The 22,556-nt window shown below is 69.3% G+C and carries 20 protein-coding genes; 10 read left to right on the plus strand and 10 right to left on the minus strand.

The annotated features are described in order from the left end of the window. From QM568_RS02930 to QM568_RS02940, 3 genes are all read right to left on the minus strand, one after another. On the minus strand, positions 1-1,551 hold a 1,551-nt coding region (locus QM568_RS02930; RefSeq protein WP_415135646.1), incomplete at its 3' end, for a thioredoxin domain-containing protein. 1 nt (position 1,552) lies between these two features. Next, positions 1,553-2,389, minus strand: coding sequence for an aldo/keto reductase (locus tag QM568_RS02935; protein WP_415135648.1), 837 nt, complete (start codon positions 2,387-2,389; stop codon positions 1,553-1,555). 19 nt (positions 2,390-2,408) lie between these two features. Further along, positions 2,409-3,542, minus strand: coding sequence for a heparan-alpha-glucosaminide N-acetyltransferase domain-containing protein (locus QM568_RS02940; protein WP_415135650.1), 1,134 nt, complete (start codon positions 3,540-3,542; stop codon positions 2,409-2,411). A gap of 43 nt (positions 3,543-3,585) precedes the next feature. On the opposite strand from QM568_RS02940, the gene hrpA reads away from it, so the two are divergent. The 9 genes from hrpA to QM568_RS02985 all read left to right on the plus strand — a co-directional run bounded on the left by hrpA (position 3,586) and on the right by QM568_RS02985 (position 14,882). Next, entirely contained in the window at positions 3,586-7,437 is a 3,852-nt protein-coding gene (hrpA, locus tag QM568_RS02945; protein ID WP_415135652.1) for an ATP-dependent RNA helicase HrpA, read from the plus strand. 13 nt (positions 7,438-7,450) lie between these two features. Further along, the gene (locus tag QM568_RS02950) at positions 7,451-8,356 is read left to right on the plus strand and encodes a DMT family transporter (protein WP_415135654.1); all 906 of its coding nucleotides are present in this window, start codon (positions 7,451-7,453) and stop codon (positions 8,354-8,356) included. Between the two features lie 2 nt (positions 8,357-8,358). Continuing rightward, complete coding sequence (locus QM568_RS02955; protein WP_415135656.1) at positions 8,359-9,303, plus strand: quinone oxidoreductase family protein; 945 nt, start codon at positions 8,359-8,361, stop codon at positions 9,301-9,303. A 109-nt stretch (positions 9,304-9,412) separates the two neighbouring features. Continuing rightward, positions 9,413-9,973 (plus strand): flavin reductase family protein, encoded by a 561-nt coding sequence (locus QM568_RS02960; protein WP_415135658.1) that lies wholly within the window; start codon positions 9,413-9,415, stop codon positions 9,971-9,973. Positions 9,974-10,067: 94 nt separating this feature from the next. After that, the gene (locus tag QM568_RS02965; protein WP_415135660.1) at positions 10,068-11,360 is read left to right on the plus strand and encodes an O-acetylhomoserine aminocarboxypropyltransferase/cysteine synthase family protein; all 1,293 of its coding nucleotides are present in this window, start codon (positions 10,068-10,070) and stop codon (positions 11,358-11,360) included. 16 nt (positions 11,361-11,376) lie between these two features. Further along, a complete protein-coding gene (locus QM568_RS02970; protein ID WP_415135662.1) occupies positions 11,377-12,375 on the plus strand; it encodes a Gfo/Idh/MocA family protein in 999 nt (332 codons plus the stop codon). Next, a complete protein-coding gene (locus QM568_RS02975; RefSeq protein ID WP_415135664.1) occupies positions 12,368-13,333 on the plus strand; it encodes an NYN domain-containing protein in 966 nt (321 codons plus the stop codon). Before QM568_RS02970 ends, QM568_RS02975 begins: the two co-directional genes overlap by 8 nt. After that, positions 13,330-13,938, plus strand: coding sequence for a DUF4166 domain-containing protein (locus tag QM568_RS02980; RefSeq protein ID WP_415135666.1), 609 nt, complete (start codon positions 13,330-13,332; stop codon positions 13,936-13,938). The genes QM568_RS02975 and QM568_RS02980 overlap by 4 nt, the downstream gene beginning before the upstream one ends. Beyond that, positions 13,935-14,882, plus strand: a complete 948-nt coding sequence (locus tag QM568_RS02985) for an epimerase (RefSeq protein WP_415135668.1) — start codon at positions 13,935-13,937, stop codon at positions 14,880-14,882. The genes QM568_RS02980 and QM568_RS02985 overlap by 4 nt, the downstream gene beginning before the upstream one ends. 69 nt (positions 14,883-14,951) lie before the next feature. Here QM568_RS02985 and QM568_RS02990 read toward each other — a convergent pair whose 3' ends face one another. Genes QM568_RS02990 through QM568_RS03000 form a run of 3 tightly spaced genes read right to left on the minus strand, consistent with a single transcriptional unit; the run spans position 14,952 to position 16,534 of the window. Further along, positions 14,952-15,320 carry a PLD nuclease N-terminal domain-containing protein gene (locus QM568_RS02990; protein WP_415135670.1) on the minus strand — a complete coding sequence of 123 codons (369 nt, stop codon included), beginning with the start codon at positions 15,318-15,320 and terminating at the stop codon, positions 14,952-14,954. 29 nt (positions 15,321-15,349) lie between these two features. Continuing rightward, positions 15,350-15,556 (minus strand): hypothetical protein, encoded by a 207-nt coding sequence (locus QM568_RS02995; RefSeq protein ID WP_415135672.1) that lies wholly within the window; start codon positions 15,554-15,556, stop codon positions 15,350-15,352. A gap of 27 nt (positions 15,557-15,583) precedes the next feature. Beyond that, a complete protein-coding gene (locus tag QM568_RS03000; RefSeq protein ID WP_415135674.1) occupies positions 15,584-16,534 on the minus strand; it encodes a hypothetical protein in 951 nt (316 codons plus the stop codon). Positions 16,535-16,601: 67 nt separating this feature from the next. On the opposite strand from QM568_RS03000, the gene pgi reads away from it, so the two are divergent. Next, on the plus strand, positions 16,602-18,281 hold the full coding sequence (pgi, locus tag QM568_RS03005; protein ID WP_415135676.1) for a glucose-6-phosphate isomerase: 1,680 nt from the start codon (positions 16,602-16,604) through the stop codon (positions 18,279-18,281). Positions 18,282-18,401: 120 nt separating this feature from the next. Here pgi and nrdF read toward each other — a convergent pair whose 3' ends face one another. From nrdF to nrdH, 4 genes are read right to left on the minus strand one after another with little or no spacing between them, the layout of a single operon-like run. Then, positions 18,402-19,382: a class 1b ribonucleoside-diphosphate reductase subunit beta gene (gene nrdF, locus QM568_RS03010; protein ID WP_415135678.1), complete on the minus strand. Its 981-nt coding sequence runs from the start codon at positions 19,380-19,382 to the stop codon at positions 18,402-18,404. A 30-nt stretch (positions 19,383-19,412) separates the two neighbouring features. After that, positions 19,413-21,557, minus strand: coding sequence for a class 1b ribonucleoside-diphosphate reductase subunit alpha (gene nrdE / locus QM568_RS03015; protein ID WP_415135680.1), 2,145 nt, complete (start codon positions 21,555-21,557; stop codon positions 19,413-19,415). After that, positions 21,554-21,988, minus strand: a complete 435-nt coding sequence (gene nrdI / locus QM568_RS03020) for a class Ib ribonucleoside-diphosphate reductase assembly flavoprotein NrdI (protein WP_415135682.1) — start codon at positions 21,986-21,988, stop codon at positions 21,554-21,556. The genes nrdE and nrdI overlap by 4 nt, the downstream gene beginning before the upstream one ends. 31 nt (positions 21,989-22,019) lie before the next feature. Beyond that, entirely contained in the window at positions 22,020-22,253 is a 234-nt protein-coding gene (nrdH, locus tag QM568_RS03025) for a glutaredoxin-like protein NrdH (RefSeq protein WP_415135684.1), read from the minus strand. Positions 22,254-22,556 lie beyond the last annotated feature (303 nt).

Genomic DNA, 22,556 nt, shown 5'->3' on the forward strand with positions numbered 1-22,556 from the left:
GACCGCGGCGGCGCGCAGCAGCGCGCCGTGCGCGAACGGCTGCGCGAGGGCGCGCGCGGCGCGCGCGCTGACGATCTCCGACGCGGCATCCCGGTAGCGCGATCCGGCACCCAGCAGCCACGCGCTCAGCGCTGCCGTGGCGACGGCCGCCGCATCCGATGGCAGGTCGCCGTCGGTCTCATCCGGCGCGGTCGCGATCCCGAAACCGGCGAGCACCGGGTCGCCTGGCACGCCGGCCAGCGCGTCGTCGAGCAGGGTGCGCGCCTGCTCGGCGAACGAGACGTCGTCGGTGGCGACGGCGAGCGCGAAGAGCCCGTCGGCGAAGAGGGCGAGATCGGATGCCGTGGCCCCGGCCGTCGCTGCGACCCCGTCCAGCGACGAGCGGACCAGACGGCCACGGGGATCGCGGTTGACGCGCAGCACGTGCCGGGCGCCCTCCGCCGCCGCCGCGATCCAGACGGGTTCGCGCAGCCGCGCGCCCGCCCTGGCGAGGGCGCCGATGGCGAGGCCGTTCCAGCCCGTGATCACCTTGCCGTCGACGGCCGGGGCCTCGAGGTCTGCGCGCTCGGCGGGTGCGCGCAGGTAGTAGCCGCCCTCGCTGCGCGCGCCGTCGATCCACGATTCCGAGTCCTGTGCGGCACCGAAGCCGCCGCCGTCGCGTCGCAGCGTCGCGATCAGGAACCAGGCGATCCCGCGCGCGATGCCCTCCTCCCCCGCCCTGAGCGCGACGTCGAGCAGCTGCGCGTTGTCTGTCAGCATCCGCTCGTAGTGCGGCACGCTCCAGTCGCGCCGCGTCGCGTAGCGGAAGAAGCCGCCGTCGGCGTCGCGCAGCGCCGACGCGCTCATCGCGGCGAGCGCGCGGGAGACGGATGCTGCCGCCTCCGGCGCCTGTGCCCGCACGAGCGGGCTGCCGAGGAAGTCGAGCACGGTCGCGACGGGGAACTTCGGGGCGCCCCCGAAACCGCCGAAGACCCGGTCCTCGCCTGCGGCGATCGCCGTCGCGGCCGCGGCGACCTCGGCGCTGCCCGGGAGGTCGGCGGGCGCGGATGCGGCAGCTGCGGCGAGGGCGTCGCTGACCGCGTCGGCCGACTCCTCGACCTGCGCCCGGCGTTCGTTCCATGCTTCGCCGACGGCGGCGAGCACCTGGCGGAACGACGGCATCGGCGGCCGCGGGTCCGGCGGGAAATAGGTGCCGGCGTAGAACGTGCGCCCGCGCGGCGTGGCGAACACGGTGAGCGGCCAGCCCAGGTGCTGGGTGAACGCGGACGCCGCAGCCATGTAGGCGCCGTCGACGTCGGGATGCTCCTCGCGGTCGACCTTCACCGCGACGAAGCCCTCGTTGATGGCGGCCGCGGTCGCCGGGTCGGCGAACGACTCCCGAGCCATGACGTGGCACCAGTGGCAGGTGGAGTACCCGATCGAGATCAGCAGCGGCACGTCGCGCCGTTGCGCCTCGGCGAACGCCTCTGCGCCCCACGGGTGCCAGTCGACGGGATTGTCGGCGTGGGCGCGCAGATAGGGGCTGAGGGTGTCGCCGAGGCGGTTCGTCACCTCAGTTCAGGTCGTCCGGATGCGTGCCGACGCGGCCGGAGCCGTCGAGCGGGTCGATGGCGTCGATCGCCGCGATCTCGGCGTTGGTCAGCTCGAAGCCGAACACGTCGATGTTCTCGCGCAGGCGCTCGGCGCGCACCGACTTCGGGAAGACGATGTTGCCCTTGTGCAGGTGCCACCGCAGCACCGCCTGCGCCGGGGTGACGCCGTGGGCGGCAGCGGCAGCGGCGACGGCCGGCGTGCCGAAGAGGTCGTACTTGCCCTGCCCGAGCGGTCCCCAGGCCTCGATGCGGATGCCGTGCTCCGTCGCCCACGCGACGACCTCGCGCTGCTGGTAGGCGGGGTGCAGCTCGATCTGGTTGACGGCGGGGGTCACTCCGGTCTCGGCGACAACGCGTTCGAGGTGGGGAACGAGGAAGTTCGACACGCCGACGCTGCGGGTGAGTCCCTGCGCGCGCAGCTCGACGAGCTTCGCGAACGCGTGCACGTAGTCGTCCTTCGCAGGGGTCGGCCAGTGCACGAGGTACAGGTCGACCTGCTCGAGGCCGAGCTTGTCGAGGCTCTCGGCGATCGCCGCGTTCGGCTCGTCGTCGTGGTGGCGGTCGTTCCAGAGCTTGGTGGTGACGAAGAGCTCGTCGCGGGCGATGCCGGAGGCGGCGATGGCCGCACCCACACCCTCCTCGTTGCCGTAGATGGCGGCCGTGTCGATGTGGCGGTAGCCGATCTCGAGGGCCTCGGCCACCGCGCGCTCGGTCTCAGCCGGCGGCACCTTGAACACGCCGTAGCCGAGCTGGGGGATCGCGGTGCCGTCGTTCAGTTCGATCGTGGGAATCGTCATGATCTCAGCCTATGACCGGTCAGCTCCGCGGGGGCGAGGCGGTCGCCCGCGCGACCCATCCGACGAGGCGCTCGAGCGGACCTCGGCCCGCGAAGATCGACCAGGCCGTCGCGATGATCAGGAGCGCGATCGCCGTCACGGCCCAGAAGACGTTGCTCTGGAAGAAGCCGCCGGGGCCGCTGATCAGCGCCACCAAGATGACGTGCAGGCTGTATGCCGACAACGGCATGGAACCCAGGGCGCCGAAGGGCAGCAGCACCGGTCTGAGCGGACGGGCGATCAGCAGGCACAGGGCGATCACCGTGAGCGCGAACCCTCCGGAGCCGAGGATCTCTGCGACTCCTCCCGAGTGCGGGTCCACCGCGAAGACCGAGGCGAGCATCGCGCCGAGCGGGTCGGCCTCCGCGAGTGCCTGCGGGTAGTCGCCCCACCCGCCCTCCGCCGTGGAGACCTGCGCCTGGCTCGTCCCGGCTCCGCCGGCGAGCCAGACGAGCCCGAGCCCGTAGCCGAAGACCATGAGCCCGACGCCGATGCCGAGCGCGGCCGCCGCTGTGTCGAGCCTCTCCACGTGCAGTCGCCCGAGAGCCATGCCGCCCAGCACGAACGCCATCCACACGGTGATCGGATAGGACCCGTAGAGCACGAAGGCGATGCCCGCGCCGTAGGGGTGCAGGGTGAGGGCGGTCACCAGGGCGAGCAGGGGCGGACCTGCGACGGCGAACACGGCGGCCGCGATCAGCAGACGCGACGACCGCCACCGCAGGAAGGGGATCACGGCGACGTAGAGCAGCCCGTACAGGGTGAGGATCACCGCGATCGGGGTGCCGAACATCTCCAGGACGAGCCCGATCACGAAGATGACGGCGCCGCGCCCGACGAGGTTCAGCCTCAGGCTCGGCGTCCTGGCCGGCTCCGGAGCGACGGCGCGGCCCGTCATCAGCGAGATCGAGACGCCTGCCAGCACCGCGAAGAGGATCGAGGAGCGTCCGTGCACGAGCGCCGACCAGGTCGACGGGTCGAGCAGGTCGAAGGATCCGGTCTCGCCGATGTGGGCGCCCGCCATGCCCAGGATCGCCAGGCCGCGGGCCACGTCGAGGCCGAGGATGCGCGGAGGACGCCCGAACTCGCGGATCCACTGCTGCGCTCTCGTCACCCGACGATCGTATGTGCTCGATCCCGGCATACGATGGAGGGCTATGTCCCCGCCAGTGATCTCCTATCCGCCCGAGCTGCCGGTCAGCGCCGCGCGCGACGAGATCGCCGACGCCATCCGCGCGCACCAGGTCGTCATCGTCGCCGGCGCCACGGGGTCGGGCAAGACCACGCAGCTGCCGAAGATCTGCCTCGAGCTCGGCCGCGAGCGCATCGCGCACACCCAGCCGCGCCGGCTCGCCGCCCGCACGATCGCCGAGCGGGTCGCCGAGGAGCTGCAGGTCCAGCTCGGCGGTCTCGTCGGCTACAAGGTGCGCTTCACCGACCAGGTCTCCGATGAGACCCGCATCGCGCTGATGACCGATGGCATCCTTCTCAATGAGATCCACCGCGACCGGCTGCTCCACCGTTACGACACGATCATCATCGACGAGGCCCACGAGCGCTCGCTGAACGTCGACTTCCTGCTCGGCTACCTCGTGCGCATCCTCCCCGAGCGTCCCGATCTGAAGGTGATCATCACCTCGGCGACCATCGATCCGGAGAGCTTCGCGGCTCGCTTCGCCGCGCCGGAGCCGACACCCATCATCGAGGTCTCCGGCCGTACGTATCCCGTCGAGATCCGCTATCGCTCCCGGCTCGACGACGATTCGGCGGAAGAGACCGACGAGGTCGCCGAGATCGTCGCGGCGCTCAGGGAGCTCGACCGCGAGGCGCCGGGCGACGTGCTCGTCTTCCTCCCGGGCGAGGCCGAGATCAGGGACGCGGCGGATGCCGTGCGCGCCGCCTATGCGAAGGATGCGCGCCCGACCGAGGTGCTCCCGCTCTACGGGCGGCTCTCGGCCGCCGAGCAGCACCGCGTGTTCGAACCATCGTCGACGGCGGGCGTCCGCCGCCGCGTCGTGCTCGCCACGAACGTCGCCGAGACGAGCCTCACGGTCCCAGGGATCAAGTACGTCATCGACACGGGCACGGCGCGCATCTCGCGCTACAGCAACCGCTCGAAGGTGCAGCGGCTGCCGATCGAGCCGGTGTCGCAGGCGTCGGCGAACCAGCGCTCCGGGCGCGCCGGCCGCACCAGCGACGGCATCGCGATCCGGCTGTACAGCGAAGAGGACTTCGCGGGTCGGCCCGAATTCACCGAACCGGAGATCTTGCGCACCTCGCTCGCCTCTGTGGTGCTGCAGATGCTGTCGCTCGGATTCGGCGACATCGCCGAGTTCCCCTTCCTCACCCCGCCCGATTCCCGGGGCGTCAAGGCCGCCTTCGATCTCCTCGTCGAGCTCGGAGCCGTGCGCGACGACCGCGACGGCAGACCGCGCCTCACCCGCATCGGCCGCGAGATCGCGCGGATGCCGATGGATCCGCGGTTCGCCCGGATGATCGTCGAGGCGGTGTCGTCCGGCGTCACAGCACCCGTGCTGCCGATCGTGGCTGGACTGTCCATCCAGGATGTGCGAGAGCGGCCGTCGGCGGATGCCCCGCAGGGGCTTCGCGACGAAGCCGAACGGATGCACGCGCGCTTCGTCGACCCGACCAGCGACTTCCTCACCCTGCTGAACCTGTGGAACCATCTGCGCGCGCAGCAGAAGGAGCTCGGCTCCAGCGCCTTTCGCCGCATGTGCCGCAGCGAGCACCTGAACTACGTGCGCGTGCGCGAGTGGTTCGACGTGCACCGCCAGCTGCAAAGTCTGGTGAAGGGTTCAAGACGCGGCGATGCGACCGGTGCCGCCGATCCCGATGCGATCCACCGGGCGCTGCTGTCGGGGCTCCTCTCCCAGATCGGCATCCTCGACGAGCGCCGCGCGCCCGCCCGAGGACAGAGCAAGACCGCGCCGAAGGATGCGAAGCGCCGTATCGCCGAGTACCGGGGAGCCCGCGGCATCCGCTTCTCGATCTTCCCCGGGTCCGGCCTGCGTAAGAAGAGCCCGCAGGCCGTGATGGCCGCCGAGATCGTCGAGACCTCGCGCACCTTCGCCCGCACGGTCGCCGCGATCGACCCGGCGTGGGCGGAGTCCCTCGCCGGCGATCTCGCCAAGCGCCAGATCAGCGAGCCGCACTGGTCGAAGGATGCCGGAGCCGCGCTCGCATACGAGAAGGTGACCCTGTTCGGCGTGGAGATCATCCCCCGCCGCCGCGTGCAGTTCGCGCGCGTCGACCGAGCAGCCTCGCGCGAGCTGTTCGTGCGTCACGCGCTCGTGGAGGGCGAGTGGGACCCCACGCGCATCGACAAGCGCGTGAGCGCCTTCTGGCGCGCCAACGCCGAACTGCGTCGGCGCCTGGAGAAGCTCGAGGAGCGCGAGCGCCGCCGCGACATCCTCGCCGGAGACGAAGCGGTGTTCCGCTTCTACGACGAGCGCATCCCCGCCGACGTCTTCGACGTTCGTTCCTTCGAGAAGTGGTGGCGCGAGGCGCTGGCGACGACGCCGAAGCTGCTGGTGATGCGCGAGAGCGACCTCCTGGACGACGACGAGCGCGCCGAACAGGGCGAGTTCCCGACGCGCTGGAGGCAGGGCGACCAGGTGCTCGGGCTCGCGTACCGGTTCGAGCCGGGGGCTGCGGATGACGGCGTGAGCGTCGTCGTGCCGCTGGCGCTGCTCGCCCAGATCGAGGACCGCGGCTTCGACTGGCAGGTACCTGGGCTGCGCGCCGAGCTCGTGACGGGTCTGCTGCGCGCACTTCCCAAAGCCATCCGCCGGCACGTGGTCCCCGCCGCCGACTGGGCCGAGAAGTTCGGCGACGCTCTCGCCGGTGAGGGTCCGGAGTCGCACGACGGCCGTCCAGCCCGCACCCTCAAGGAGGCGCTCGCGAAGCTCATCCAGCCCCTCGCGAACCAGCTCGTCTCGGCCGCCGACTTCGACGACGAGCGGGTGCCTGCGCATCTGCGCATGAACTTCCGCGCCGTCGACGAGCGAGGACGCATCGCCGGCTCTGACCGCGACCTCGGCGCGCTGCAGCGGCGGCTCTCCGAGCGCGCGCGCACCAGTGTCGCCCGCTCGGTGGCGAAGGCACCGGCACCTGCAGCGCCGAGGCCGATGATGATCGAGCGCTCTGGCCTCACCGACTGGACCTTCGACGACCTCCCCGAGGTGCTCGACACCCGGGTCGCCGGCGGCGTGGTGCGGGGCTACCCGGCGATCGTCGACGACGGGAAGAGCGTCTCGATCAGGGTCGAGGCAACGGCGGATGCCGCATCCGCCGCCACCCGCGACGGCGTGCTGCGCCTGGTGCTGCTGAATGTGCCGACCCCGGCGTCGTACGTGCAGGAGCACCTGACGAGCGCCGAGAAGCTCGCTCTCGCCGCCTCCCCGTATCAGAACGCCGCCGCGCTCATCGAGGACTGCCGCCGGGCGGTGGTGGAGTCCTCCTTGCACGGGACCATCCGCACGAAGGCCGCGTTCGAGCGCGCCCGCGACGCCGTCTCCGCGACGATCGTCGACGACCTGTTCTCCTGCGTCAGCCTCGTCGCGCGAATCCTCACCAGAGCGCGCGAGGTCGAGCGCGGCATCAAGTCGCAGAACTCCCTCGCCCTCCTCGGCCCGCTGAACGACATCCGCTCCCAGCTCGCAGGTCTCCTGCATCCGGGGTTCATATCAGCGGCGGGCGTCGCCCGGCTCGCGCACTTCCCCCGCTATCTCGACGGCATGATCGACCGGTTGAAGACGCTCGCGAACGAACCGGGCAAGGACCGCACGCGCATGAGCGAGTACGAGCGGACGGCGAAGGCGTTCGAGGACGCAGGGGGAACGATCCCCCTGCCGCGCAATGCGCCGCCCGCGCTCGTCGAGACGCGCTGGCTGCTCGAGGAGTACCGCGTGAGCGTGTTCGCCCAGCGCCTCGGCACCGCCCAGCCCGTCTCGCCGCAGCGGATCGCGAAAGCGCTCTCGGTGCGCTGATGGTCCTGACGCGATGATGTCCGCGGGCGGACGCACGAGCGCGCTCGTCGCGATCACGATCACCGCGCTCCTGTGGGGCACCACGGGCACGGCGGCGACCTTCGCCCCGGATGCAGGCCCCCTGGCTATCGGCGCCGCAGCGCTCGGCGTCGGCGGCATCCTGCAGGCCCTCGTCGACCTCCCGGCCCTTCGGCGGGATCGCGGGCGCCTCGGCGCCCACCGAGGACTGATCTCGATCGGCGCGGTCGCCGTGGCCGTCTACCCCCTCGCGTTCTACAGCTCGATGCACCTGGCGGGTGTCGCGATCGGCACGGTGGTCTCGCTCGCGTCCGCGCCGCTGGCCGCCGGTGTGCTCGAGCGGTTCGTCGACGGCATCCGTCTCTCCCGGTGGTGGATGCTCTCCGCAGCGATCGGCATCGTCGGCAGCGCGCTGCTGTGCGTGTCGAAGGCGAGCGGCCCGGCCGGCGATGCCGAAGCCACGGTGCTCGGCGTCGGGCTCGGGCTCGTCGCCGGTGCCTCCTACGCCGCCTACTCCTGGGCGGCAGCGCGCCTGATGGCGAACGGCGTGAGCCGCGGGGCGTCGATGGGGTCGGTGTTCGGGGCGGGCGGCGTGCTGCTGATGCCGGTGCTCGTCCTCACCGGCGGGGCGCTCCTTGAAACTCCGCAGTCGCTCGCCGTCAGCGCCTACATGGCGCTCGTGCCGATGCTCATCGGATACCTGCTCTTCGGGTACGGCCTCGCCCGCGTCCCGGCGAGCACCGCCACCACCATCACCCTGCTCGAGCCAGCCGTCGCCGCCCTCCTCGCGGTGACGGTCGTCGGCGAGAGGCTCACCGCGCTCGGGTGGATCGGACTGGCCCTCATCGGCCTCGTGCTCGTGACCCTCGCTGCGGCGCCGCGGCGGACGACTACCCTGTGAGCATGGCTCGCGCGATCGTCTACACCGAATTCGGCTCCCCCGACGTCCTCCGCCTCATCGACATCCCCGACCCCGAAGCGGGCGACGGCGAGGTCGTCGTACGCATCGAGGCCGCAGGGGTCAACCCGATCGACGCGAAGCTGCGCGGCGGGAAGCGCCCCTCACCGCCGATCGCGGAGCCCCGCCGGGTCGGCTTCGACGGCGCTGGCGTCGTCACCGCCGTCGGCGAGGGCGTCTCGGAGTTCTCCGTCGGCGATCGCGTGGCGATCAGAGACGGCTCCGGCACCTACGCCACCGATCTCGCCGTACCGGCCTCGAAGCTAGCCCTCCTCCCCGACGCCGTCACCGCGGCCGAGGGCGCAGCCGTCGGTATCCCCGCCGGCACCGCGTTCCAGTCGCTGAAGTCGCTCGGGGTGAGCGCCGGAGACGTGCTCCTCGTGCACGCCGGCTCCGGCGCCGTCGGCCAGGCCGCCGTGCAGTTCGCCGTCGCCTGGGGCGCCACCGTCATCGCGACGGCGAGTCCGGCCAGGCACGACCTGCTGCGCGGGCTCGGCGCGATCCCGGTCGCCTACGGCGACGGCCTCCTCGAGCGCGTGCGCCAGGCGGCGCCCTCGCCCGTCACCGTCGCCCTCGACGGGATCGGCACCGACGAGGCGATCGAGGTCTCGACAGCGCTCGTCGCCGATCGCGAGCGCATCGCCACGATCGTCCGGGGACCGGATGCCGCCGCCCTCGGCATCCGCGCCTTCTCCGGCGGCTCGCCGGAGCCGCTCACCGAGCAGGAGCTGGCATGGCGGGCCGAAGCGGTCCCGGCGACCATCGCGCTCATCGCCGCAGGAGACTTCGCCGTCGAAATCGGCGCCGAACTGCCCCTCGCCGAGGCCGCACGCGCGCACGAGCTCATCGAGGCGCACGAGGCTCGCGGCAAGATCGTCCTCGTGCCCTGACCGCTGCGCGCAGCGCCGTGACGAGACGGTGACGACTCATAACTTCTCATACCGACACGGATCGTCACGGACGAGCACGGGCGGCGCCTGCGGGCATAACGTCTGCGTCATGACGAATCTCTCCCCCACTCCTTCCGCGGGAACGACTCGGCGATTCCCGCTCACAAGCATCGACGCCGACGATTTCAAGTCATTCTTCCGCGGCCACCCTGGAGGCGTCTCCGTCATCACGGCAGAGGGACCGGCCGGGCCCGTCGCCCTCACGGCGACCTCTGTCGCCTCGATCAGTGTGGACCCGCCGCTGCTGGTGTTCTCGGTCTCGGCGCTGTCCTCCGCGACGCCATCGATCCTCGCCGCCGACTCCGTCGTCGTCCACCTCCTCGACACCGACGACCTCGCCGTGGCCAAGCTCGCCTCGACCAGCGGCATCGACCGGTTCGCGGACCGCGACGCATGGACACGGCTCTCCACCGGCGAGCCCGTCTTCCACGGGGTGCGCGCATGGATCCGCGGCGCCATCGTCAACCGCCTCGAGGCCGGCGGATCGACCGTCGTCGTCGCCCACGCCCTGCAGGGCTCCGTGTCCCGCAGTGTCGGAGAAGGACCCGGCGCCCTCGTCTACCACGACCGCACGTGGCATCGCCTCAGCGAGACGTCGAGAATCGCGTGAAGGATGCGATCGGGATCGCCTTGGTGCCCGGCCGCGCGCTGCAACAGTACGACATAAGCCCCGCCGCTAGGCGCGCGGTCAAGACAATGGTCTGATGAGCGAGTTCGCAACCCGGCAGATCCAAGCAGGCTACGTGGTGGGCACCCCGCAGAACAGCGCGGTGCCGCCGATCTACCAGACCGCCGCGTACGAGTTCGCCTCGCTCGCCGACGCCGCCGACCTCTTCGCGCTGAGAAAGCCCGGCAATCTCTACAGCCGCAACGCGAGCCCAACCCAGCAGGTGCTCGAAGAGCGCGTCGCCGCCCTCGAAGGCGGAGCCTCAGCGGTCGCGATGGCATCCGGCCAGGCGGCCGTCGCCCTCACCGTGCTCGCCCTCGCGGGCGTTCGCGGACACATCGTCGCCGCGAACCAGCTCTACGGCGGGACCGTCGACCTCTTCCAGGACACGTTCGAGGACTTCGGCATCGACGTGAGCTTCGTCGATCAGGATGATCCGGAAGCCTGGCGCGCCGCCATCCGCCCCACCACGCGTGCGCTGTTCGCCGAGTCGGTGGCCAACCCCGTCGCCCAGGTGCTCGACATCCGCCTCGTCGCCGACATCGCGCACGAGGCCGGCGTCCCGCTCGTGATCGACAACACCGTCGGCACCCCGTACCTCGTGCGCCCCGGCGAGCACGGCGCCGACTTCGTCGTGCACTCCGCGACGAAGTTCCTCTCCGGGCACGGCACCTCGCTCGGCGGCGTCGTCGTCGATCAGGGCACCTTCGACTTCGGCGCCGAGCCCGAGAAGTGGCCGCAGTTCACCGCGGAGTACCGGCGCGTGCCCGGCCTCGTGCTCTGGGAGCGCTTCGGCATCGGACAGGCGTTCGCCGCGCTCGTGAAGTCGAAGTACGTGCACGACCTCGGCCCGTCGCTTTCGCCGTTCAACGCCTGGCAGATCCTGCAGGGCATCGAGACCCTCGACCTGCGGGTGGCGCGGCAGTCGTCCACCGCCCTGGCCGTCGCGCGGTTCCTGGCACAGCATCCCGCGGTCTCCCACGTCAACCACCCCGGCCTCGAGGGCAACCGCTGGCACCCGCTCGCCGAGAAGTACCTGCCCGCGGGTGTCCCCTCGGTGTTCTCCTTCGACCTCGCCGGCCCAGAGGACGACGCCACCCAGGAACGGGTCGCCCGCGTGATCGACGCCCTGACGGTGGTGCGCCTGGTCGCCAACATCGGCGACGCCCGCAGCCTCGTCGCCCACCCCGCCTCGATGACGCACTCGCACCTGAACGCCGAGCAGCGTGCCGCCGCAGGGATCTCCCTGAACACGATCCGCTTCTCGGCCGGTCTCGAAGACCCCCGCGACCTCATCGCCGACCTCGATCAGGCTCTGCATCAGCGGTGAACACTACGCTGAGACCATGACTGGTCTTCGTTGGGGAATCCTCGCCACCGGCGGCATCGCCGGCGCCTTCGCCTCCGATCTGCGCACCGCCGGCCTCGATCTGCAGGCGGTGGGCTCCCGCTCGCAGGAGGCCGCCGACGCCTTCGCCGCGCGCTTCGACATCCCCCGGGCGCACCCCTCCTACGAGGCGCTCGTCGCCGACCCCGAGATCGACATCGTCTACGTGTCCACTCCGCATCCGATGCACCACGCGAACGCGCGGCTCGCCCTCGAGGCCGGCAAGCACGTCCTCGTCGAGAAGGCGTTCACCCTCACCCGCGCCGAGGCCGAGGACCTGCGGCTGCTCGGGGCCGAGCACGGCCTGCTCGTGATGGAGGCGATGTGGACGCGGTACCTGCCGCACATGGTCCGCCTCCGCGAGATCATCGCCGCCGGCACCCTGGGCGAGATCCGCGCGGTCAGCGCCGACCACACCCAGCTCCTCCCCTCCGACCCCGCGCACCGGCTGAATGCGCTGGAGCTCGGCGGCGGGGCGCTCCTCGACCTCGGGATCTACCCGATCTCGTTCGTCTGGGACATCCTGGGGGCGCCCACCGCCATCCACGCCGTGGGCCGTCTCGTGGACACAGGAGCGGATGCCGAGGTCGCCACCGTCATGACCCACGCCTCCGGCGCCGTCTCGACGACCCTGTCCTCGTCGCGCGCCGTCGGCCCCGACGTCGCGAGCGTCATCGGCACCGCCGCCCGTATCGAGATCGACCGGGTCTGGTACACGCCGACGTCGCTGCGCGTGATCCTCCCCGACGGCACGGTGATCGAGGAATTCTCCTCCGGCGAGGTCGCCGGACGCGGCATGCAGTACCAGGCGTTCGCCGCCGAGCGGTTCGTCGCCGACGGCACGCTCGACTCCGACCTGCTGCCGGTGGCCGAGAGCGTGGCGATCATGGGCGCCCTCGATGAGATCCGCACGCAGATCGGCGTGCACTACCCGAACGAGGAGCAGAGCAATGCCTGAGGCCGGTGAGGCGCGCGTCGCCATCTACCTCGACTTCGACAACATCGTCATCTCCTGGTACGACCGCGTGCACGGGCGCAACGCCTATGGCAAAGACCGGCAGCGCATCGCCGAGCGCCCCGACGACCCGGAGGTCACCGATCGGCTGCGCGCGGCGATGATCGAGGTCGGCGCCATCATCGACTACGCGGCCTCGTTCGGCACCCTCGTGCTCACCCGCGCCTACGCCGACTGGTCGTCGCCGGTCAACGCCGAGTACCGGTCGCAGCTGGTCGCCCGCGCCGTCGATCTCGTGCAGCTGTTCCCCGCCGCGGCGTACGCCAAGAACGGCGCCGACATCCGCCTCGCCGTGGATGCCGTCGAGGACATGTTCCGCCTGCCGGATCTCACCCACGTGGTGATCGTCGCCGGCGACAGCGACTACGTGCCGCTCGCGCAGCGCTGCAAGCGCCTCGGCCGCTACGTGATCGGCGTCGGAGTGGCCGGATCCACCGCCAAGTCGCTGGCGGCGGCCTGCGACGAGTTCGAGTCGTACGACTCGCTGCCCGGTGTCGTGCGGCCGCCGACGACGACGTCCGCGCCTCCTGCGCCGGATGCCGCCGCCGAGGCCCCGGCGAAGACGAAGACCGCGGCGAAGCCCCGTGCCAAGAGCAAGCCGGCCGCGGATCCGCCGCCGGATGCCGTGGACGAGACCGTGCGCGCGAAGCTCGACGAGCAGAGCGAGGCGACGGCGCTGCTGGAGCGGGCGCTGCGCCTCGGCCACGACAAGTCCGGGGCCGACGAGTGGCTGCACAGCTCCGCTGTGAAGACGCACATGCGCCGGATGGATCCCTCGTTCAGCGAGAAGGCGCTCGGCTACCGGTCCTTCTCCGACTTCCTGAAGTCGCGCGACGAGATCACCGAGCTCGAGGAAACAGGGCACGAGCGGCTCGTCCGGCTGCGGGAACCGGCGGCGTGATCTCTTCGCCGTATGCGCGAGCGCTCGCCGACCGTCTCGATGAGCTGCATCCGCGGCTGCGCACGTACTTCCGCGCCGTCCCCGATGGTCACGCCGGCGTCGGCGAGGGCGTGTTCGACCGCGTCGGCACACCGCGCCGCTGGCTCTGGCCGATCATCACGGTGCTCGAACGGCGGGCCGTTGTTCCCGCCTGCTGGGAGCACAACGTGCCCTTCCGCGTCGAGAACATCACCGTCGCCTCGCGCGCCATCGGCCGCCGCGAGTTCCGGTTGCCCTCAGGCTCCTGGGTCATGCACGACGCCGTCGCCGCCACACGGCACGGCCGCGTCGTCGACGAGATCGGCGAACCAGGGCTCATCGCCGCCTGCCTGGACGTCGATGTGCAGGACGGCGCGCTCGTCATGACCAGCCGCGCCGTCGGCATCCGCCTGGGCTCCCTGCGCCTGCGCGTGCCGCGCCCGCTCGCCCCCGTCGTACGGGTGCGCGAACGCTTCGACGACGACACCGACCGCCAGCGGGTGGAGCTCACGATCGACGCGCCGTTCATCGGGCGCGTCTACGAGTACGCTGGTTCGTTCCGCTACCGCATCGAGGAGGCCGCGTGAGCCGGGTCGTCGTCGGCGGGTCGACGGGATTCATGGGCGGCTATCTGGTGCCGCGGATGCGGGCTGCCGGGCGCGAGGTGGTGACGATCTCGCGGACGGGCGCCGATATCTCCTGGGGCGATCAGGCCGCGATCGATGCCGCCGTCGACGGCGCCGACCTCGTCGTCGGGCTCGCAGGCAAGAGCGTGAACTGCCGCTACACGCCGACGAACCGCGCCGAGATCTTCCGTTCGCGTCTGGAAACGACGGCAGCCCTCAGCACCGCGATCGCCCGCGCGTCGAAGCCGCCGGCGCTGTGGGTGAACTCCTCGACGGCGACGATCTACCGGCACGCCGAGGATCGTCCGATGACCGAGACGACCGGCGAGCTGGGCACCGGGTTCTCCGTCGAGGTGGCGAAGGCCTGGGAGCGCGCTCTGTTCGCCGATGCGCTCCCCGTGACCAGGCGCGTCGCCCTCCGCAGCACGATCGTGCTCGGCGACGGCGGCGTGCTCGGCCCGCTGCGCACGCTCGCACGGCGGGGTCTCGGCGGCGCGCAGCACGACGGATGGTGGCCGGTGAGCCGCGCACGGCGCGCCGCAGGCACGGCGCACCTGCCGGGCGCCCGGGGCGGCCGGCAGAAGTTCAGCTGGGTGCACATCGAGGATCTCGCGCGCATGATCGACTTCATCGAGGAGCACGTCGCCCTCGACGGCCCCGTCAATGCGGCCTCCCCGCACCCTGTCGACAACCGCACCTTCATGGCCGCTGTGCGCCGGGCCGTCGGTGCGCCCTTCGGCCCGCCGATGCCGCGATGGATGCTGGAACTCGGCGCCATCGGCATCCGCACCGAGACCGAGCTGATCCTGAAGAGCCGATGGGTGCTGCCGGAGAAGCTCACCGCCGCGGGTTTCGCTTTCCGGTACCCGACGATCGACGAGGCCCTCGCAGCATCACTCGGCTGAGGGGTTACTCGGCTGAGGGGTTCTGCTTGCGCTTTTCGGTATCCGACGATCGACGAGGCCCTGGCAGCATCACTCGGCTGAGGGGTTCTGCTTGCGCTTTTCGATCTCGGCGCGCAACCGCCATTCCTCGATCTCACGGTCGAGGTCCTCGATCTGCTGCTCGGTCGTTCTGGTGTCGACGGGGCGCGAAGGAGCGGGAGGAGGGGGCGGATGCTGCGCGTGCTCCCGGCGCTGCGGCCGCGGCATCCGGACGCCGTCGCCGAAGTACTCGCGGCCGATGCCGAACCACAGCACGCTGCCGATGAAGGGCAGCAGGATCACAATGATGATCCACGCCATCTTCGGCAGGAAGCGCACGGCGGAGTCGTCGCGCGTGATGATGTCGATCAACGCGCCGATCATCAGGGCGATGACGAGGAGCGAGAAGAGGAACGCCATGGCTTCAGGCTAATCGACGCCGCACGGCGTCACTCGGTGGCGTTGCCCGACCAGTTGTCGCTGCGACGCGTGGCGTCGTTCTTACCCGCACGCATGAGGAACGCGATCGAGAGCGAAACGATGACCAGCCCCGCGACGAAGACGATCGCCTGGTACTCCTCGATCGACTGCGCGAATCCCAGGAGCCAGATCCCTCCGAGGAAGAGGACCAGGAAGAAGATGAGACTGAGGATCACGGGAGCTCCTGTCGTTGCGGGCAGTTCTCAGGATACCGTGCGCGCGAACGTCACGACGTCGCCGCGGCGCGAGCGCTCGACGACGAGACCGGCGCCCTCCAGCCGCGTGAAGACGCGACGAGGCAGCGGAGGGAGCTCCGCAGTGCGCCCCGGGGCGGGCTTCGCGAGCCCGGAGAAGAGCGACAGGTCGATGCCGCCCCCGCGCAGCTCGACCCGTGCGTAGTCGCTGCCGCAACGCCAGCGCAGATGCTCGAGCTCGGAGAAGCGGACGACGGATGCCGTGGACCCCACCCCGATGCGCACCTCGTCGTTCCCGAAGGCGATCGTGCAGTCTCGGGTGCGCCGGCGGATCACCGCGCTCAGGGCCGCGTAGGCGGGGAGGCCCAGCACGATGCCCATCAGGATGATCGACAGCCGAGCGCCGAGATGCATGATGGCGCCGTCGGCGGCGATCAGCAGCGCGACGCCGATCCCCGACACGACGAGCACGACGCCGATGATCGCGAGCGTGAGCTGACGCATGCGCAACTCGATCGCCCTGACGCGCACGAACGAGCCGTCGCCGCTCTCATCCCGTTCCCATTCCGGCGCTCGTCGGATCGGAGCGTTCCTGCGCTCGCGGCGGGTGAGAGCATCCGTCGCCCTGCCGAGGATCCCGAGCACGATCCAGCAGGCCGCCGGGATCGCCGCCGTCTGCGCCACGATGACCGCAACGCCGACCGGCTCGGGCCGCACGGTGAGAAGCGGACCTCCGAACTCGATCATCGTGACCACCTCCGCGGAGATCACGACGGCCCCGGCGATGTGCAGGGCGAGTCCGTTGCGGGGCATCCGGAACGTGAGGTTCACGAAGGCGAAGCCGAGGCACCAGCCGCCGACGAGCATCAGCAGAAGCGGGAGGATGCCGAGATCCTGCATGACGAGCATTGCGACGAACGCCGCGACGAGCAGTACCACGCCGCAGATCGTGGCCTTCATGCTGTCGCTCCCATCACCGGCAATCCTAGGACGACGACGGGGAGCCCGTCCGCGGTAGCGTGTAGCCATGAACGCTCCCGTTGACCCGACCCGTACCTCCTCCTGGGCCGAGCTCACGGCTCTGCACGCCGCGCTCTCCCCCGATCTGCGCGGCTGGTTCGCCGCCGATCCGCAGCGCGCCGAGCGGCTCTCACTGCCGCTGGGCGACCTGCACGTCGACCTGTCGAAGAACCTCGTCACCGATGAGGTTCTCGCCGCCCTCGTGCGTCTCGCCGAGGAGACCGGCGTCGCCGAGCGCTACCGCGCGATGCTCGAGGGCGCGCACATCAACACCACCGAGGACCGCGCGGTGCTGCACACGGCGCTGCGCCGCCCCGCCGGACTCTCCCCCGCTCTCGTCGTCGACGGGCAGGACGTGGATGCCGACGTGCACGCCGTGCTCCACGCCCTCTCCGCCTTCGCCGATCGAGTCCGCTCCGGCGACTGGGTCGGCATCACCGGCAAGAAGGTCACGCACGTCGTGAACATCGGCATCGGCGGATCCGACCTCGGCCCCGTCATGGTCTACGAGGCGCTCAAGCCTTACGCCGACGCGGGAATCGAGGCGCGGTTCGTGTCGAACATCGACCCCACCGACCTCGCCCAGAAGACCGCAGACCTCGACCCAGAGACGACGCTGTTCATCGTCGCGTCGAAGACCTTCACGACGCTGGAGACGCTCACCAACGCCCGCCTCGCGCGGGACTGGCTGTGGGCGGGTCTCGCCGCCTCCGGCGCCATCGGCGACACGGACGACGCCAGGACGGATGCCGTCGCCCACCACTTCGTCGCCGTCTCCACCGCCCTCGACAAGGTGGCCGCGTTCGGCATCGACCCGGCGAACGCGTTCGGGTTCTGGGACTGGGTGGGCGGGCGCTACTCGGTCGACTCCGCGATCGGCCTGTCGCTGGCGATCGCTCTGGGCCCCGATGTCTTCCGCGACCTGCTCGCAGGCTTCCATACGGTCGACGAGCACGTGCGCACGACCCCGCTGGAGCGGAACGTCCCGGTGCTCATGGGCCTGCTGAACGTCTGGTACGTGAACTTCTTCGGCGCGCAGTCGCACGCCGTGCTCCCCTACGCCCAGCAGCTGAGCCGCTTCCCCGCGTACCTGCAGCAGCTGACGATGGAGTCCAACGGCAAGTCCGTCCGCTGGGATGGGTCGCCGGTCACCACAGAGACCGGCGAGGTGTTCTGGGGCGAGCCCGGCACGAACGGCCAGCACGCGTTCTACCAGCTCATCCATCAGGGCACGCGGCTGATCCCCGCCGACTTCATCGCCTTCGTGAACCCGGCGTACCCGCTCACGGACGGCGGGCAGGATGTGCACGCGCTGTTCCTGGCCAACTTCCTCGCGCAGACCAAGGCGCTCGCCTTCGGCAAGACCCCCGCCGAGGTCGAGGCCGAGGGCACCACGGGCGCGCTCGTCGCCGCGCGCACCTTCGCCGGCAACCGGCCGACCACGTCGATCTTCGCCCCGGCGCTCACCCCGCAGGTGCTCGGCCAGCTGATCGCGCTCTACGAGCACATCACGTTCACGCAGGGCACGATCTGGGGCATCAACTCGTTCGATCAGTGGGGCGTGGAGCTCGGCAAGCAGCTCGCGATGCAGATCGCCCCGGCGATCGACGGCGACGCGGATGCCGTGGTCGCGCAGGATCCGTCGACGAGGGCCCTGCTGGCCTACTACGCCGCGAACCGCCGCTGACGCCCTCCCACCTCCCGCACCCCCTCTGCCACGCCGAGAAACCACTTCCGCCGCGAAGCACCACCTCTCAGGGTGTGTCTCGCGGCGAAAGTGGTTTCTCGGCGTCGGCGAAGAGTGTTTCTAGAAGTCCCAGTCCTCGTCTTCGGTGGCCTCGGCCTTGCCGATCACGTACGAGGAGCCCGACCCCGAGAAGAAGTCGTGGTTCTCGTCGGCGTTCGGCGAGAGCGCCGACAGGATCGCCGGGTTCACGTTCGTCACGCTGGAGGGGAACATCGCCTCGTAGCCGAGGTTCATCAGCGCCTTGTTGGCGTTGTAGTGCAGGAACTTCTTGACGTCCTCGGTGAGGCCGACGCCGTCGTAGAGGTCCTGCGTGTACTGCACCTCGTTGTCGTACAGCTCGTACAGCAGCGAGAAGGTGTAGTCCTTCAGCTCGTCCTTGCGGGCCTGATCGAGGGTCTCCAGGCCGCGCTGGAACTTGTAGCCGATGTAGTAGCCGTGCACGGCCTCATCGCGGATGATGAGGCGGATGAGGTCAGCGGTGTTCGTGAGCTTCGCCCGCGAAGACCAGTGCATCGGCAGGTAGAAGCCCGAGTAGAAGAGGAAGCTCTCGAGCAGGGTCGATGCGACCTTGCGCTTGAGCGGGTCGTCGCCACGGTAGTAGTCCATGACGATCTGCGCCTTCTTCTGAAGGTTCTGGTTCTCCACCGACCAGCGGAACGCCTCGTCGATCTCCTTCGTCGAGCACAGCGTCGAGAAGATCGACGAGTAGCTCTTCGCGTGCACCGACTCCATGAACGCGATGTTCGTGTAGACGGCCTCCTCGTGCGGGGTGATCGCATCGGGGATGAGCGAGACGGCGCCGACCGTGCCCTGGATGGTGTCCAGCAGCGTCAGACCGGTGAACACGCGCATCGTGAGCGTCTGCTCCTCGGGGGTGAGCGTGTTCCAGGACTGGATGTCGTTCGACAGCGGCACCTTCTCCGGCAGCCAGAAGTTGTTCACCAGACGGTTCCAGACCTCGAGGTCCTTGTCGTCCTGGATCTTGTTCCAGTTGATCGCCTGCACGCGGTCGACCAGCTTGAGGGGTTCGTGCGGAGTCATGATTCGTCGTCTCTCGGGTTCACGGAAGGGTCAGAGCATGCACGAGACGCACTCGGTCATATCGGTGCCCTCGAGCGCCAGCTGACGGAGGCGGATGTAGTAGATGGTCTTGATGCCCTTGCGCCAGGCGTAGATCTGCGCCTTGTTGATGTCGCGCGTGGTGGCGGTGTCCTTGAAGAACAGCGTGAGCGAGAGGCCCTGATCGACGTGCTGCGTCGCCGCGGCGTAGGTGTCGATGACCTTCTCGTAGCCGATCTCATAGGCGTCCTGGTAGTACTCCAGGTTGTCGTTCGTCATGAACGCCGCCGGATAGTAGACGCGACCGAGCTTGCCCTCCTTGCGGATCTCGATCTTCGACGCGATCGGGTGGATCGAGCTCGTCGAGTTGTTGATGTACGAGATCGAGCCGGTCGGCGGCACCGCCTGCAGGTTCTGGTTGTAGATGCCGTGCTCCTGGATCGACGCTTTCAGCGCCTTCCAGTCGTCCTGCGTGGGGATGTGCTTGCCGGCGAAGAGCTCGGCGACCTTCTCGGTCGCCGGCACCCACGCCTGCTCGATGTACTTGTCGAAGAACTCCCCCGACGCATAGGTCGAGTCCTCGAAGCCGTCGAACGCCTGGCCGCGCTCGATCGCGATCTTGTTCGACGCGCGCAGCGCGTGGAACAGCACCGTGTAGAAGTAGATGTTCGTGAAGTCGACGCCCTCTTCCGAGCCGTAGAACACGTGCTCGCGGGCGAGGTAGCCGTGCAGGTTCATCTGGCCGAGGCCGATGGCGTGCGAGCGGTCGTTGCCGTCCTCGATCGAGCGCACCGATGAGATGTGGCTCTGGTCGCTCACCGCGGTGAGGGCGCGGATCGCCGTCTCGACCGTCTGGCCGAGGTCGTCGGCATCCATCGACAGCGCGATGTTCATCGAGCCGAGGTTGCACGAGATGTCCTTGCCGATCCGGTCGTACGACAGGTCGTCGTTGTAGGTCGTCGGCGTGTTCACCTGCAGGATCTCGCTGCAGAGGTTCGACATGTTGATGCGGCCCTTGATCGGGTTCGACCGGTTCACCGTGTCTTCGAACATGACGTACGGGTAACCCGACTCGAACTGGATCTCGGCGATGGTCTGGAAGAACTCGCGCGCGTTGATCTTCGTCTTCTTGATGCGCGCGTCGTCGACCATCTCGCGGTACTTCTCGGTGACCGAGATGTCGCCGAACGGCACGCCGTAGACGCGCTCGACGTCGTAGGGCGAGAAGAGGTACATGTCCTCGTCGTTCTTGGCGAGCTCGAAGGTGATGTCGGGCACGACGACGCCGAGCGAGAGCGTCTTGATGCGGATCTTCTCATCGGCGTTCTCGCGCTTGGTGTCGAGGAAGCGCATGATGTCGGGGTGGTGCGCGTTGAGGTAGACCGCACCAGCGCCCTGGCGCGCGCCGAGCTGGTTCGCGTAGCTGAAGCTGTCTTCGAGGAGCTTCATGACGGGGATGATGCCGCTGGACTGGTTCTCGATCTGCTTGATCGGGGCGCCCGACTCACGGATGTTCGACAGCAGCAGCGCCACCCCTCCGCCGCGCTTGGAGAGCTGCAGCGCGGAGTTGATGCCACGCGCGATCGACTCCATGTTGTCCTCGATGCGCAGCAGGAAGCAGCTGACGAGCTCGCCGCGCTGCGCCTTGCCCGCGTTGAGGAAGGTCGGGGTGGCCGGCTGGAAGCGACCGGAGATGATCTCCTCGACGAGGTTCACGGCGAGCTTCTCATCGCCGTCGGCGAGGGCGAGGGCGGTCATCACGACGCGGTCCTCGAAGCGCTCGAGGTACCGCTTGCCGTCGAAGGTCTTCAGCGTGTAGCTCGTGTAGTACTTGAAGGCACCGAGGAACGTCTCGAAGCGGAACTTCTTCGAGTACGCGAGGTCGTTGAGACGCTGGACGAACTCGAAGGAGTACTTCTCGATGACGGCGCCCTCGTAGTACTCCTTCTCGACGAGGTAGTCGAGCCGCTCGCGCAGGGAGTGGAAGAACACCGTGTTCTGGTTCACGTGCTGCAGGAAGTACTCGCGCGCCGCGCGCTTGTCGGCGTCGAACTGGATCTTGCCGTCGGCGTCGTACAGGTTCAGCATCGCGTTGAGCGCGTGATAGTCGAGCCCCTCGTATGCGGGGTTCGACTTGAATGCCACGACTTCGGTCACTGCAGCGTCCACCGTCTTTCCAATCCGTCGATCACCCGATCGACATCGTCCTGTGTGCCGAAGATCTCGAGCCGGTACAAGTGAGGCACGGAGCACTTGCGGCTGATGATGTCACCGGCAAGACAGAAAGACTCGCCGAAATTGGTGTTGCCTGCGGAGATCACCCCGCGCAGGTGCCGCCGGTTGGACTCGTCGTTGAGGAACCGGATCACCTGCTTGGGCACAGCACCGCGTTCGACGCCGCGCCCCTCACCCCCGCCGTAGGTGGGAGTGATGAGCACGAAGGGCTCCTCGACGACGAGCGGCCCTTCCTGTGCGAGCAGAGGGATGCGCCGGGCGGGCAGCCCCAGCTTCTCGACGAAGCGTGCGGTGTTGCCCGACACACTGGAGAAGTAGACCAGGAGCGGCGCTGCGGTCGCGACGGCGCTCATGTTCCCTCCTCCGGTCAGTGAGCTTGTCGGGTCAGGCCAGACGAGACGCGAGTTCGTCGATCTTGTCGGGGCGGAAGCCCGACCAGTGGTCCTCGTCGGTGACGACGACCGGCGCCTGCATGTAGCCCAGCGCCTTGACCTGCTCGAGAGCCGTCGGGTCCTCCGACAGGTCGTGGATCTCGTACTCGATGCCCCTGGCATCCAGCGCGCGATAGGTGGCGTTGCACTGAACGCAGGAAGGCTTCGTGTAAACGGTGATCGACATCGTGTTTCCCCTCGGATCCGTGGTTTCTCCGGCAGTCCCCCCGCCGGGATCTCAATACTACATATAGGTGCGGACATTGGAAGCGACCACTAGGGGTAGTAGTTACATCCGTGTAGTTTTCCACCGCTCTCCACGGATACAACACAGGTTCTCCACCGTTTCTTCCACAGGCCGGCGACCGTCGAACAGGTCGTCGAAACGCGGAATCCCGCGGGTCGGAACCGGCCTCGAAGACCTCATCCACAGACCGCACGCTACGCCGGGCCACCGACATCCGTTTTCCTGTGGATAGCGCGCTCCGGC

The sequence above is a fragment of the Microbacterium sp. genome, from assembly GCF_047607465.1.
GTDB lineage: Bacteria > Actinomycetota > Actinomycetes > Actinomycetales > Microbacteriaceae > Microbacterium.

What these genes read in the sequence shown, in the direction of transcription:
- QM568_RS02975 (WP_415135664.1), top strand. Translation starts at nt 12,368, where the DNA reads ATGCCTGAGGCCGGTGAGGCGCGCGTCGCCATCTACCTCGACTTCGAC.
- hrpA (WP_415135652.1), top strand. Translation starts at nt 3,586, where the DNA reads ATGTCCCCGCCAGTGATCTCCTATCCGCCCGAGCTGCCGGTCAGCGCC.
- QM568_RS02955 (WP_415135656.1), top strand. Translation starts at nt 8,359, where the DNA reads ATGGCTCGCGCGATCGTCTACACCGAATTCGGCTCCCCCGACGTCCTC.
- nrdI (WP_415135682.1), bottom strand. Translation starts at nt 21,988, where the DNA reads ATGAGCGCCGTCGCGACCGCAGCGCCGCTCCTGGTCTACTTCTCCAGT.
- QM568_RS03000 (WP_415135674.1), bottom strand. Translation starts at nt 16,534, where the DNA reads ATGAAGGCCACGATCTGCGGCGTGGTACTGCTCGTCGCGGCGTTCGTC.
- QM568_RS02950 (WP_415135654.1), top strand. Translation starts at nt 7,451, where the DNA reads ATGATGTCCGCGGGCGGACGCACGAGCGCGCTCGTCGCGATCACGATC.
- nrdH (WP_415135684.1), bottom strand. Translation starts at nt 22,253, where the DNA reads ATGTCGATCACCGTTTACACGAAGCCTTCCTGCGTTCAGTGCAACGCC.
- QM568_RS02960 (WP_415135658.1), top strand. Translation starts at nt 9,413, where the DNA reads ATGACGAATCTCTCCCCCACTCCTTCCGCGGGAACGACTCGGCGATTC.
- pgi (WP_415135676.1), top strand. Translation starts at nt 16,602, where the DNA reads ATGAACGCTCCCGTTGACCCGACCCGTACCTCCTCCTGGGCCGAGCTC.
- QM568_RS02965 (WP_415135660.1), top strand. Translation starts at nt 10,068, where the DNA reads ATGAGCGAGTTCGCAACCCGGCAGATCCAAGCAGGCTACGTGGTGGGC.
- nrdF (WP_415135678.1), bottom strand. Translation starts at nt 19,382, where the DNA reads ATGACTCCGCACGAACCCCTCAAGCTGGTCGACCGCGTGCAGGCGATC.
- QM568_RS02990 (WP_415135670.1), bottom strand. Translation starts at nt 15,320, where the DNA reads ATGGCGTTCCTCTTCTCGCTCCTCGTCATCGCCCTGATGATCGGCGCG.
- QM568_RS02935 (WP_415135648.1), bottom strand. Translation starts at nt 2,389, where the DNA reads ATGACGATTCCCACGATCGAACTGAACGACGGCACCGCGATCCCCCAG.
- QM568_RS02970 (WP_415135662.1), top strand. Translation starts at nt 11,377, where the DNA reads ATGACTGGTCTTCGTTGGGGAATCCTCGCCACCGGCGGCATCGCCGGC.